This is a genomic window from Streptomyces sp. NPDC057877 (assembly GCF_042796855.1).
In the GTDB taxonomy this organism is placed as follows: domain Bacteria; phylum Actinomycetota; class Actinomycetes; order Streptomycetales; family Streptomycetaceae; genus Streptomyces.
In genome coordinates, this window is record NZ_JBHVMS010000009.1 from 288,750 (window position 1) to 301,712 (window position 12,963).

At 71.2% G+C, this 12,963-nt stretch carries 9 protein-coding genes; 2 read left to right on the forward strand and 7 right to left on the reverse strand.

The window, feature by feature from the left end:
- Positions 1 to 43 precede the first annotated feature (43 nt).
- Together ACFVQG_RS28055 and ACFVQG_RS28060 are read right to left on the reverse strand one after the other, a co-directional pair.
- Entirely contained in the window at positions 44 to 1,180 is a 1,137-nt protein-coding gene (locus ACFVQG_RS28055; RefSeq protein WP_383388592.1) for a HupE/UreJ family protein, read from the reverse strand.
- Between the two features lie 97 nt (positions 1,181 to 1,277).
- Entirely contained in the window at positions 1,278 to 5,198 is a 3,921-nt protein-coding gene (locus ACFVQG_RS28060) for a metallophosphoesterase (RefSeq protein ID WP_383388594.1), read from the reverse strand.
- A 200-nt stretch (positions 5,199 to 5,398) separates the two neighbouring features.
- Between ACFVQG_RS28060 and ACFVQG_RS28065 the strand changes: the two genes are divergently transcribed.
- Positions 5,399 to 6,592, forward strand: a complete 1,194-nt coding sequence (locus ACFVQG_RS28065; RefSeq protein WP_383388596.1) for a cytochrome P450 — start codon at positions 5,399 to 5,401, stop codon at positions 6,590 to 6,592.
- Between the two features lie 9 nt (positions 6,593 to 6,601).
- On the opposite strand, the gene ACFVQG_RS28070 is transcribed toward ACFVQG_RS28065, so the two are convergent.
- The 3 genes from ACFVQG_RS28070 to ACFVQG_RS28080 all read right to left on the reverse strand — a co-directional run bounded on the left by ACFVQG_RS28070 (position 6,602) and on the right by ACFVQG_RS28080 (position 10,071).
- Positions 6,602 to 6,760: a hypothetical protein gene (locus ACFVQG_RS28070; RefSeq protein WP_383388598.1), complete on the reverse strand. Its 159-nt coding sequence runs from the start codon at positions 6,758 to 6,760 to the stop codon at positions 6,602 to 6,604.
- Between the two features lie 126 nt (positions 6,761 to 6,886).
- Positions 6,887 to 8,332, reverse strand: coding sequence for a glyceraldehyde-3-phosphate dehydrogenase (locus ACFVQG_RS28075; protein WP_383388600.1), 1,446 nt, complete (start codon positions 8,330 to 8,332; stop codon positions 6,887 to 6,889).
- Positions 8,333 to 8,409: 77 nt separating this feature from the next.
- The gene (locus ACFVQG_RS28080; RefSeq protein ID WP_383388602.1) at positions 8,410 to 10,071 is read right to left on the reverse strand and encodes a catalase; all 1,662 of its coding nucleotides are present in this window, start codon (positions 10,069 to 10,071) and stop codon (positions 8,410 to 8,412) included.
- A gap of 176 nt (positions 10,072 to 10,247) precedes the next feature.
- Here ACFVQG_RS28080 and ACFVQG_RS28085 point away from each other — a divergent pair, with 176 nt between their 5' ends.
- Complete coding sequence (locus ACFVQG_RS28085) at positions 10,248 to 10,712, forward strand: SRPBCC family protein (protein WP_383388604.1); 465 nt, start codon at positions 10,248 to 10,250, stop codon at positions 10,710 to 10,712.
- A gap of 47 nt (positions 10,713 to 10,759) precedes the next feature.
- On the opposite strand, the gene ACFVQG_RS28090 is transcribed toward ACFVQG_RS28085, so the two are convergent.
- Entirely contained in the window at positions 10,760 to 11,401 is a 642-nt protein-coding gene (locus tag ACFVQG_RS28090; RefSeq protein ID WP_383388606.1) for an SAM-dependent methyltransferase, read from the reverse strand.
- Between the two features lie 106 nt (positions 11,402 to 11,507).
- Positions 11,508 to 12,962 (reverse strand): MFS transporter, encoded by a 1,455-nt coding sequence (locus ACFVQG_RS28095; RefSeq protein WP_383388608.1) that lies wholly within the window; start codon positions 12,960 to 12,962, stop codon positions 11,508 to 11,510.
- Position 12,963: the final 1 nt, after the last annotated feature.

Here is a 12,963-nt window from a genome sequence, read left to right on the forward strand (position 1 = left end):
CATCCCGTATAGGTGAATATGAGCAAAAAGCGTGTTTCGTACTTTACAGGGCTACGGCGGTCCGGTCCCAGCACCAGTAGAGGCTGACGAGCACGATGGGCACGGTCAGTGCGGGCAGCGCCCAGCGCTGGGCGGGGGTGCGGCGCAGCAGCCGCAGCAGCGGGAAGGCCCCGGCGATCAGGACCAGCTGCATGACCTCGATGCCGACGTTGAAGCTCAGCAGGGACAGCAGCAGCTCCCAGGAGCGGCTCTCGTTGATGCCGAGGGCCCCGGCGAAGCCCAGTCCGTGCACCAGGCCGAAGCCGAACGCGGCCGTAAGGCGCCAGCGGTCGCTGCCCCGCCGGTCGCGCAGCAGCAGGCCCGCGAGCGCCACCACGGCGATGGAGGCCGCGATCACCGGCTCGACGACCGCGCCGGGCACGGTCACCAGCCCGGTGGCGGCCAGCAGGAAGGTGACGCTGTGGGCGGCGGTGAAGGCGGTCGCGGTGCCGACGACGTCCCGCAGGCCGCGGGCGCCGATCAGCAGCGACAGCAGGAACAGCAGGTGGTCGGGGCCGAACAGCAGATGTTCCGCGCCGAGCACGAAGAACTCACCGAGCTGGCGGGGCTCGTCGGCGCCGTCGGTCGTCAGGGTCGGCTCGGCGGCCGTGAGGACCTGGGAGCCGCGGTGGCCGTCCACGTCGTAGTGGACGATCGTGCGGGTGCTGTGCACGAACGTCTCGGCGTCGGGGAACAACGCGCTGGAGACGCGGTACGGGCCGTCGGCGGGCCCGGGGCAGTCGTAGGCGAGGGTCAGGACGGCGAAGGCCCGGCCGCCGCGGTCGCGGACGTCGGCGTCGCCGACCCGGCGGGGTGCGCAGTCGGTGTCGTCCCGGGTGATCGCGAACCGTTCGGTGACATAGCCGGTGACGGCCTCGGCGTTGGCCTTGAGCTGGCGCCGCTGTTCGGTGCGGCCCTTGGCCTCGTAGGCCTCGGCGTAGAGCCAGGCCGACTTCATCAGCAGGTCGTACTCGAGGTCGAGGGTCGCCTCCAGGTGCCGTGCGGTGCCGCGCACCTCGGCGTAGGCGGTCGAGGTGGCGTCGTGTGCGGCGGCGGGGGCGGGCAGCGCCAGGAGCGCCGCCAGCGCGGTGAGCAGGGCGGCGAGGGTGGCGCGCAGACGGCGCGCGCGGGGTCGGGACATCAGGGTGGGGTCCGGTTCTGCTGGAAGGGAAGGGCCGCGCCCGCCGTCCCGGGCCGGTCGGGTCCGGGACGGCGGGCGGATCGGGCACTACGGCCGGTCAGCGCTCCTCGGAGGCCGGGTCGAACCAGGGCCGGACCGGGTCGTCCGGCGCCCAGGTGCCGGGACGGCCGTGGGCGTCCTTGGTCACGAAGACGCTCGGCTCGGAGGCGGTGACGCCGCCGCCGGTGGAGCGGGCCGTGACGAACCAGGCGTGCGGGGTGTCCGGCCTCAGGCCCCGCCAGGTGACCGAGGCGGTCTCACCGGAGGCCGCCCTGTCCCTGCCGATCACGGCGACCGGGTTGTACAGGGCCAGCGAGTCGGTCCGGAAGGTCGTCGTGCGGGTGGTGAGGTCGACGGGGAGGACCATGTTGTCCTCGGTGCCGTCGTAGCGGTGGTCGGTGTCGTACTCGGTGGCACCGAACTCGTCCAGCAGCGGCGAGTAGGTGTCCACCGTCATCTCCGCGCGGTCGACGTCGAACTGGAGCATCCGGAAGAAGCTCGCGCCGAACCGCAGTTGGTCCTCCGGCTGGTAGCCGCCGATCTCGGTGAGGCCGAGCCGGTCCGCGGAGACCGTGTAGAACTGGTAGTCCGCGAGGAGTTCGACCACGTCGTGCTCGATCTCACCGACCCTCGGCTTCACGTTGGTGCCCACGCCGTGCTCGTGACCGGCGAGGATCAGGAAGACGTTCGGGTTGTCCTGGACCACCGTCTTGTACAGCATCGAGCCGTCCGGCGCGGAGAACCCGGCGCCGCGTCCGTCGGGGTTGGCGCTCGGCGCGAGGTAGTCGTGCGAGAGCAGGATGCCGTTGCGGTCGGGGAAGCGCCTGAAGACCGAGTCGGCCCATTCGGCCTCCTCACGCGTGACGCCGTACGAGAGTCCGACGACGACGAAGTCGACGCCGCCCGCGGAGAACAGGTCGTAGTGGTTCTGGTTGTCGCCCGCGCGCCACGGGCCGCCGTACTCGGCGTGCTCCCAGCCCTTCGACAGGGCCTGGTAGCGGTCGGGGCCGTAGTACTGGTTGTAGAGGGCGTCGGGGCCGGTCTCGGTGCCGGACTGGTTGTCGTGGTTGCCCGCGATCACCCCGTTGGGGACGCCCGCGTCATCAAGGATCTGCTGCTGCCGGGAGGAGACCTCCATCTCGCCGACGGCCTGGCGCTGCGCGGCCTCGTCGGCGGGCTTGCGGATGTTGTTCTCGATGATGTCGCCGGTGTGGGCGACGTAGGCGATCTTCCGCCGCTCCTTGTTGGCGGCGATCCAGCGGGTGGTGTCGCCGTAGGCCCGCTCCCAGACCGCCCGCTCCGCGGCCGTCTCCTGCTCCACCGCGCCCTCGGAGAGGTACTGGGTGTCGGTGAAGTGGACGAGGGAGAAGTCGTACGCGTCGGGGTCGGCGAAGCTGTCCGGGTCACCGGCGTCGATGTCGTCGGCGAAGGGGTCCTCGCCGGTGACCATGACGTGGACCTGCTGCCGGTCGACGTACCGGCGGTCCACCACCGCGGTCAGCACGGTCTCGCCCTCGGCGGCGCCGCGGGCGCTGGTGAGGACGTCCCACTTCCGGGTGGCGGTGTTCCACACCCGCAGCGCGACCAGGCGCTCGGGGTCGATCACGCCCTCCCAGCGCAGCACGGGGTGGTCGACGTGGCCCTTCACCTGGACGTCGAAGCGCTGGTAGGTGACCTCCTTGGCGGCGGGCGCGGTGAGCGACCTGCCGTCGGCGGGGGCCAGGCCGGTGGCCCTGACCTTCTTCTCGCCGGGCACCCTGAGGGTGGTCGGGACGGACGGGGCCGTGCCCTCGTACGCCTGGCCCGGGGTGAGGATCTCGGCCTCGGAGAAGGTGGCGGTGACCGGGCCGCCGTCGGGTTCGGCGACCTTCGCCGAGAGGGTGACGTTGCGGTCGGCGTCCGTCGTGCCGGACTTCGGGGTGAGGTCGGCGGGGGTGTCCGGGATCCCGGCGGAGGTGAACCTCACCTCGCGGGTGCCGGTGTTGCCCAGGCCGTCGGTGCCGGAGACCGTCAGGGTGTGCTCACCGGCGGACAGTGCGGGGCCCACGGCGGTGCCGAGCTGGACGTCCTTGCCGTCGAGCTTGATGTGCGGGCCGTCGACCACGCCGGAGGGGTCCTCCAGGCGCAGGTCGAGGACGACGGACGCGGTGAGCTTCTGGCCGGGCGCGGGGATGCTGGTGGCGATCCGGGGCGCGGAGTTGTCCGTGACCAGCAGACGGGTCGCGGTCCTGCCGGACCGGGAGGTGGCGGCGAGGGTGTGGCCGCCGTCCTTCAGCCTGGTGGTGTCGAGGTCGGCGCGCAGGCCGCGGGCCGGGCCGTCGACGTAGAACTCCAGGTCGATCTCGGTGAGCGGGTTGACGTTGCTGCCGCAGTTGCCGTCGCCGAGGCTGTAGGAGCCCTTGACCATCCGGCCCTCGGCGGTGCCCTCCGCCGGGGTGAGGGTGAGGTCCGAGATCGCGAAGTCGTCGCGGTTGTCGCCGCAGGAGGTGGGGAACGTCCCGGCGACGAAGTCGATGGTGTTCCAGCCGGGGACCAGCCACTCGTCGGGGAAGGTCAGGTCGACGTGCTCGCTGACGAGGTCGCTCTCGATGAGCTTCTTCTGGCCGTTGACCAGGAGGTGGTTGCCGTAGCGGGCCTCGATCGAGTTGGAGCCGACGGTGAAGCCGAGGGTCGCGGTGCCGGAACCAAGGGTGTCGGAGACGTGCACGGCCGGGGCGTCGACGGTGAAGCGCAGCTCCGCCTCGCGCAGCCGGGTGGTGCTGGAGCCGCAGCTGCCGTCGCCCATGGCGTAGGAGTCGGCGATGTCGTGGCCGGTGACGGTGGCGCCGTCCAGGGCGAGGGCGACCTTCGCGATGTCGAAGTCGTCGCGGTTGGGACCGCAGCTCTCCTGGTAGGGGCTGGTGACGACGGTGACGACGTTGTCGCCGGGCACCAGGAAGCGCGCCGGTACCGCGATGTCGACGCGCTGGCTCACCCAGGTGCCGCCGAGGTCGATCCGCTTGCCGTTGACGAGCAGGTGGTTGTCGTAGCGGTCGTCGAGGGAGTTGGAGCCGACGTCGAAGGAGAACGTCGCCGCGCCGTTGCCGAGGTGGGCCTTGGTGACGGGCGGGCGGCCGTCGACGGTCAGGGAGTCCACGCCGCCCGAACTGCCCGCCGGGAGGGACGCGAAGACCGGCTGCGCGCCCTTGGTCAGGGTGCCGTCGACGGGTGTCAGCCGGGGGGCGCCGGGCGGGGCGTTGTTGACGTTCACCGAGTGGGTGACGGTCTTGCCCGAGGTGGTGGTGGCGGTCAGGGCGTGCTTGCCGTTGGTCAGCTCGGTGGTGTCCAGGTCGGCGCGCAGACCGGTGGTGCCCTGGGGGTCGCCCAGCACGAAGAAGGTGAGCGTCGCCTTCTTCAGCAGGGAGGTGTTGGTGCCGCAACTGCCGTCGCCGAACGAGTAGGTGTACTCGTTCTCCTCGCCGTCGGCGACCTCGCCGAGCAGTTCCAGGGTGATGTCGGACAGGACGAAGTCGTCGTGGTTGAGGCCGCAGGAGCTGTCGACCGCGCCCGCGACGATCTCGATCGTGTTCTCGCCCTCGCGCAGCCGCTCGTTGGGGATGTCGAGGGTGCCGCGCTCGTTGACCAGGTCGCCGATCTCGGCGCGGTAGTCGCCGTTGACCAGGACGTGGTTGCCGTAGCGGGCCTCGGTCGAGTTGGAGCCCACGTCGAAGCTGAGCCGGGAGACGCCGACCGTCCGCTCGGCGGTGACCGGCTTGCCGTCCACGGCGAGCGTGGTGACGGAGTCACCGGACAGCGTCGGGGTGGCCACGGCCTCCTCGGTGCCCTCGAGGTACGCGCCGTCCTCGGGGGTGAGCGTCGGCAGGGTCGTACCGGCCGCCGTCCCGCCGGTCTTCCGGGTGGGTTCCGGTTCGGCGGTCTCCGCGTGCGCCTGCGTCACGCCCGTGCCCACGAAGATCAGCGCGGTGAGGGCCGCGCCCACGAGACGCCGTCCCCGTGGGCCGCCGCCCGGGCGTCTTCGCCCCTGTCCTGGCCGCATCGGCAGCCATCCCTTCTCAAGTGCCGCAAGGTGGAAAGGGCGTACCGCGGTCGTGCGCGGCATGCCCATGGCGAATCCTGGGCAGTGCAGGTGAACGGAGCTGAAGGTGCGGTGGAACGGTCGGGTTGTGGGAGCGAGGGCCCATGGGGAACGCGCGGGAATCGGCACGCAAGATCGACAGAACGGACACCCACCCCGGCTGCCCGGTGCGCCGGGGCGCCGACGGCGGCTGGGAGGTGCGTGGCTACGCAGCCGCCCGTGCCGTGCTGCGCGGCACCGACACCGTGCAGGCGGGGCTCGGCATCGAGACCGTGGAGAAGCTGCCCCCGCGCGTGCGACGTCCGGTGCTGTACCAGGACGGACCCGGACACCGGGAGCAACGGCGGCAGACGGCGCGCTACTTCACACCCCGGCGCGTGGACGAGCACTACCGCGCCGTCATCGAACGGATCGCGGACGAACAGCTCGCGGTGTTACGGACCACCGGTGCGGCGCACCTGCCCGACCTCACCTTCAACGTGGCCATCGAGGTGGCGAGCCACATCATCGGGCTGCGCTACAGCAGGCCGGGGATCCGGCGGCGCCTCGAGGCCTTCTTCCCGGAGCACTTCGGCACACCGGGGCTGACCAGCCCGCGGGGCCTGTACTGGCTGGTGCGGCAGAACACCAACTGGCTGCGCATCTACCTCGCCGACGTCCGGCCCGCCATCCGCGCGCACCGGCGCCGCGAGCATGACGACCTGATCGCGCATCTGCTGGCGGAGGGCTGCTCGAACGCCGAGATCCTGGGCGAGTGCCTCACCTTCGCGGCGGCGGGGATGATCACCACCCGCGAGTTCATCTGCGTGGCGGCGTGGCATCTGTTCACGGACGCGGAGCTGCTGGAGCGCTACCGGGCGGCAAAGGAGCCGGGGCGGCTGGAGGTGCTGGAGGAGATCCTGCGGCTGGAGCCGGTCGTGGACCGGCTGTGCCGTCGTACGACGGCCCCGCTGACGCTGCCGACGGCCTCCGGGACGGAGACGGTCGGTGCCGGTGAGCTGATCGAGGTGTTCGTGGCCGACGCCAACGCCGATCCGGAGGCCGTGGGCGAGCTGCCGTACCAGGTCCGTCCGGGCCGCGCGCCGGGGCTCGGCCCGTCGGCGGCGGGGCTGTCCTTCGGGGACGGGGCGCACCGCTGCCCCGGGGCCGGGGTGGCGGTGCTGGAGGCGGATGTCTTCCTCAGCCGTCTGTTCGCGCTGGACGGCGTGCGGATGACCGGTGAGCCGCGGATCTCCTTCAAGGAGGACATCGGGGGCTACGAGCTGAGGGGTCTGACCGTCGCGGTCGGCGGCGTGTGACCCGGCCGGTCACTCCTCGCGCTCGTACTCCGCCTGCGCGTCCCGTTCGGTGAGGTCGCGCTGGGCGGCCTCGTAGACGTTCTGCACGAACTGGCGGGCCTTCGCGCGGTCCATGGTGCCGCCGCCGCTCATCAGCCGGTCCGCCCACTTGTCCACGGAACGGTCCATGGAACGCTCCCTGTCGCTTCTGTCGTCCCTGGCCATGGCACCTCCGTGGGAGCGTGATGAAGCGGGGCGCGCGTCAGGCGGCCCCGCTTCCATCGTCCGCCCCTGGGCCGGGGGCGCAACCCGGCGTCAGGCGAGCGGCGCCGGGTAGGTCGGGTACTCCACCCCGGAGACGTGCTGGACGACGCGGATGACCTGGCAGGAGTAGCCGAACTCGTTGTCGTACCAGAGGTACAGGATGGCGTTGTCGCCCTCGACCTTGGTGGCTCCGGCGTCGACGATCGAGGCGTGCCGGGAGCCGATGAAGTCGCTGGAGACCGCGTCGGGGGCGGTGATGAAGTCGATCTGCCGCTTCAGCGGGGACTCCAGCGACACCTTGCGCAGGTGGTCGAGGACCTCCTCGCGGGTGGTCTCGCGGGCCAGCTGAAGGTTGAGGATCGCGATCGAGACGTCCGGGACCGGCACGCGGATGGAGCTGCCGGTGATCCTCGCCTTGAGGTCGGGCAGCGCCTTGGCCACGGCGGAGGCGGCGCCGGTCTCGGTGATGACCATGTTCAGCGGCGCACTGCGGCCGCGGCGGTCGGCCTTGTGGTAGTTGTCCAGCAGGTTCTGGTCGTTGGTGAACGAGTGGACCGTCTCCACATGGCCGCGGACCACGCCGAACTCGTCCTCCATCGCCTTCAGCGGCGGGACGATCGCGTTGGTCGTGCAGGACGCGCAGGACAGGATCCGCTCGTCGGGCTTGAGGGTGTCGTGGTTGACGCCGTGCACGATGTTGGGGACGTCGCCCTTGCCCGGGGCGGTCAGGACGACCTTGTCGATGCCGGGACGCAGGTGCTCCGACAGGCCCTCGCGGTCGCGCCACTTGCCGGTGTTGTCGATGAGGATGGCGTTCTTGACGCCGTACGCCGTGTAGTCGATCTCGCTCGGGTCGCTGGCGTAGATCACCTTGATCTCGTTGCCGTTGGCGACGATCGTGCTGGCGTCCTCGTCGACGGTGATGGTGCCCTGGAACTGGCCGTGGATGGAGTCGCGGCGCAGCAGCGAGGCCCGCTTGACGAGGTCCTGCTCCCCGCCGCCGCGCACCACGATGGCGCGCAGCCGCAGGCCGTTGCCGGAGCCGGACTTCTCGATCAGCAGCCGGGCGACGAGGCGGCCGATGCGGCCGAAGCCGTACAGGACGACGTCGCGGCCCTCGCCACGCTCGATCTTGTTGGCACCCGTGGCCCCGGCGACCGCGTCGGCGGTGAACTCCGCCACGCCCAGACCGCGGTCGTCGGCGCGGTAGGTGGCGGCGAGCATGCCGATGTCGATCTGGGAGGGGCCGAGGTCGAGCGTGGTGAGGGCCTTCAGGAACGGCATGGTCTCGGTGACCGTGAGTTCCTCACCGGCGATCTGACGGGCGAAGCGGTGGGTCTTGAGGATGCTGACCACCGACTTGTTCACCAAGGAGCGGCTGTGCAGCAGGACGGTCACGTCCCGCTCGCGGTGCAGCTTCCCGATGATCGGGATCATCGACTCCGCGATCTCCTCGCGGTTCTTCCAGTTGGTGAACGAGTCCTCGTTGACAGTCACAGGTATCTCTTTCGAGCTAGGTGGCGCTCATATGCTAACCCTCCGGTTCTCGGTGCTCTCAGGGGGCTCGTGCCTGGTCAGCGGGTGACCACGTGCCGCTCGTCGGGGACGCAGTGCGTCATGGTCAGTCCCGTGACGTCGCGCGGCGGGTTCTTGCCGAGGTTGGCGAGCCGTTCGCGGTCCTCGTCGGTCAGGTCCTGGCTCGCCAGCGGCTCCAGATCGGCGACGTCCTCGGGGCTGATGCCGAGGCCTTCCCCGACCCGCAGCCCGAGGTCGTTCTCCACCAGCAGGAAGTGCCAGACCATCCGCTCCCGCACCGGCCGGTCGCACTGGGCGAGCAGGGTGACGAAGTTGTGCACCAGGTCGTCGCGCTCCCACTGCTCCATCAGCAGATAGCGCTGCCCTGCCTGCTGGTAGTCGTTGGTGCGCGGGATGCGCTTGCGGGTGAGACGGCCGCTCAGCTCCGGGCCCTGCTCGTCGTGGGTCGGGTAGTGGCCCTCGCGCAGGCCGCCGAGGATCGACGGCTCGTAGTTGACGATCGGGTCCGCCTTCTCGCCGCCGTCGATGTGGTACGTCATCTGCCCGTCGCGCTGGTTGGTGTGCACCGCGGCGTGCTTGCCCTGGTTGACCGGCAGCTGGAGGTAGTTCGGGCCGACCCGGTAGCGCTGGGTGTCGCTGTACGAGAAGGTGCGGCCGACCAGCATCTTGTCGTCGGAGAAGTCCAGGCCGTCGACGAGCACCCCGGTGCCGAAGGAGATCTGCTCGTTCTCCGCGAAGAAGTTCTCCGGCATCCGGTCGAGGACCATCCGGCCGACCGGCCTGGGCGGGAACTCCTGCTCGGGCCAGGTCTTGGTGTCGTCCAGCGGATCGAAGTCCAGCTCCGGGTGCTCGTGGTCGTCCATCATCTGGACCAGCAGCTCCCACTCCGGGTAGTCACCGCGGCCGATCGCCTCGTACAGGTCCTTGGTGGCGTGGCCGAGCCCCTGCGCCTGGACGTTGGCGGCGTCCTCCTCGGTCAGGGAGCGCACGCCCTGCTTGGGCATCCAGTGGTACTTGACGAGCTTGGTCTCCCCCGTCGCGTTGACCCACTTGTAGGTGTTGACGCCGAAGCCCTGCATATGGCGGTAGTCGGCGGGGATGCCGCGCGGGCTGAACAGGTTGACCAGCATGTGCATGGACTCGGGCGTCTGCGACATGAAGTCGAAGATCCGGCGCGGCTGCTGCTCGAAGGTCACCGGGTCGGGCTTGAGGGCGTGGATGACGTCCGGGAACTTGATGGCGTCCCGGATGAAGAACACCCCCAGGTTGTTGCCGACCAGGTCCCAGTTGCCGTCCTCGGTGTAGAACTTCACCGCGAAGCCGCGCGGGTCGCGGGCGGCCTCGGAGGAGTCCCGGCCGCCGATCACGGTGGAGAAGCGGATCGCGAGGTCGGTGCGCTTGCCCCGCTCCTGGAACAGCTTGGCGCGGGTGTAGCGGTCGATCGGCTCGTCGCCCCAGGCGCCGTACGCCTCGAAGAAGCCGTACGCCGTCACCCCGCGCGCGTGCACCACCCGCTCCGGGATGCGCTCGCGGTCGAAGTGGCTGATCTTCTCCAGGAACTGGTAGTTCTCCAGGGTCGCCGGGCCACGGGCGCCCACGGTCCGCTGGTTCTGGTTGTCGTAGACGGGGTGGCCCTGCCGGTTGGTGAGGACCTCGCGGTCGTCGCCCTGCGGGGGACCCTGGCTCGATACGTCCGTCATGGTGGGGGCTCCTGTTTCGTGGGGTGAGCCCATCGTGACCCGGGCGGCGTCGGCCCGCGATCACACCGCGTCCCGCAGGGTGAGCGCCGCTGCTCCTCGGGTACCCGCTGTCACGTGCCGAGATCCGTGCGGCGGGTCCGATGGTCCGCCGCGGTCGATCAGCGAGGAGGCCGCAGATGAGCACTGTCAGGGAATCGGTGGAGGTCGGAGTCCCGGTCCGTACCGCCTACGACCAGTGGACCCAGTTCGAGGAGTTCCCCAACTTCATGGAGGGCGTCGAGGAGGTCACGCAGCTCGACAGCCAGCACAACCACTGGACCACGAAGATCGGCGGGGTACGGCGGGAGTTCGACACCGAGATCGTCGACCAGTTGCCGGACGAGCGGATCACCTGGCGGACCACGTCGGGTGACACCCAGCAGAGGGGCTCGGTCCGCTTCGAGCGGGTCGACGACACGCACACCCGCGTGGAGCTGGTGATGGACATCGAGCCCAGTGGGGCCGTCGACAAGATGGGCGCCATGACCGGCACCATCGACCGGCGCATCAAGGGCGACATGCGGCGCTTCAAGGAGTACATCGAGGAGCGCGGCAGTGAGTCCGGAGCCTGGCGGGGGCGGATCAAGCCCGGTCCCACCTGAGCCGCCCTCGGTCGCGGCGCCCCACAGCGGGGCGCCGCGACCGCGTGTCAGGAACCCGTGCGGCGCAGCCGCCACACGTTGTCGTCGCGGTGACCTGCCACGCCGTCCGGGGAGGTGCTGGACCTGCGGACCGTCTCCGCGGTGTCGGTGCTCCACTGGTCCTCGGGCAGGTCGAGTCCGGCGAGGACGCCGTCCAGGGTGGGGAACTCCGCCTCGAAGGGCGGCTCGGTCTGCCAGGAGGGCCAGGCTGCGTGCATCACGACCAGCAGGGTGCCGCCCTCGGTGACCGCCGCCGCGGCCCGCTGGAGGATGCCCCGCTGGTCCAGCCGTACCGGCGACTGGAGGTAGTGGGCGCTCACCAGGTCGAAGCGGCCTTCGGGGAAGGTCTCCCCCAGGGTGTGCCGCTCCCAGGTGACACGGTCGGCGACGCCCGCTTCGGCGGCGTGCCCGGCGCCCCGCTCCAGCGCCGTGGCGGAGATGTCCACGGCGGTGACCCGCCAGCCCCGCGACGCCAGCCAGATCGCGTCGCCGCCCTCGCCGCAGCCCAGGTCGAGGGCCGTGCCCGGCTGGAGACCGGCCGCTTCGCGGACGAGCAGTTCATTGGGGCGACCGCTCCAGACCCGGTCGGAGTCGCGGTAGCGGGCCTCCCAGAACGCGGCGGCGGGCTCGGTGAGAGGGGTGTCGGACACGGCTGCTCCTCGAAGACATCGGGTTCACGGGTCGTCTGGCCCACAGCCTCGCTCCGCCGGGCACCGATCGGCGAACCTTCTTGCCGGTTCCGCAAAAACCCGGGGGTCAGCCCGCCGCCCGGCTCTCCGACGGCGACGCCTCCGCCACCGCTGCCGCCGGACGGGGCACGGGCAGTGCGCAGGCCATCACGGCGACGGCCGCGCACACGGCCGCGACGGCGAGGAACACCGCGTCGTACGACAGTCCGGGGCCGCCCGCGGCGGTGGCGAGGGTGACCAGGGCGGCGAGTCCGACGACGCCGCCCAACTGCCGGGTGGTGTTCATCAGGCCGGAGGCCGCGCCCGCCTCCCGTTCGCCGACGCCCGAGGTGACGGTGGTGGTGATGGGTGTGATCAGCAGCCCCATGCCCGCGGACATCACGATCGCGGGCCCGAGCAGGCCGTCCAGATAGCCGCTGCCCGCGCCGAGGCGGCTCTGCCACAGGAAACCGGCCGCCGCGAGCAGCGCGCTGGCCACGATCAGGGCGCGGGCGCCGACGCGCCGCATGACGACGGGCGCGGACCGGGCGGCGGCGATGCCGACCAGGGTGTGCGGCAGGAAGCCGATACCGCAGGCCAGCGCCCCGTAGTCGAGGACGTCCTGCATGTAGAGCGACAGGAAGTACCACATCGGGATGAAGCAGGCCCCGGCCAGCAGCATCACGACGTTGCCCACGAAGACGGGCCGCAGCCGCACCAGGCTCGGCGGCATCAGCGGGGCGGCGGCGTACCGCACCTCCGTCACGGCGAACGCGGCCAGCGCCAGCACGCCGACGGCCAGGCCGGTCAGGGTGGTCGGCCCGCTCCAGCCCCGGGTGGCGGCCTCCCCGACGCCCCACACCAGCGCGGTGACGCCGAGCGTCGCCAGCACCGCGCCGGGCACGTCGAGGCGGCGCGGCCCGGCGCCGGGGCGGTCGGCGGGCAGCAGGCGCGGGGCGGCCAGGACCGCCACGGCGCCGACGGGGACGTTGATCAGCAGGATCCACCGCCAGGACAGGGCGTCGGTGAGCACGCCGCCGATCAGATTGCCCGCGGCGCCCCCGGCCGAGCTGACCGCGGTCCACACGGCCAGCGCCCTGGTGCGCTCGGGCCCCTCGGCGAAGGCGGTGGTCAGGACGGTCAGGGTGGCCGGGGCCAGCGCGGCGGCGCCCAGGCCCTGCACCGCGCGCATGGCGACCAGCAGCCCCGGGCCGGTGGCCAGTCCGCCGACCAGGCTGGAGAGGGAGAACAGCACGAGACCCCACAGGAAGACCCGCCTGCGTCCGTACAGGTCGGCGAGACGGCCACCGAGCAGCAGAAACCCGGCGAAGACCAGGGCGTAGCCGTTCACCACCCACTGCAGGCCCGCGTCGTCGAAGGCGAGGGCCGACTGGATGGACGGCAGCGCCACGTTCACCACCGACACATCCAGGACGACCATGAACTGCGCGGCGCAGGCCAGCCAGAGCAGGGCCGTCCGGCGCGGGGCCGCGCGGCCGGTGTCCGGTGGACCACCCGTGGCACGGATGTCGTCGTGTCCCATG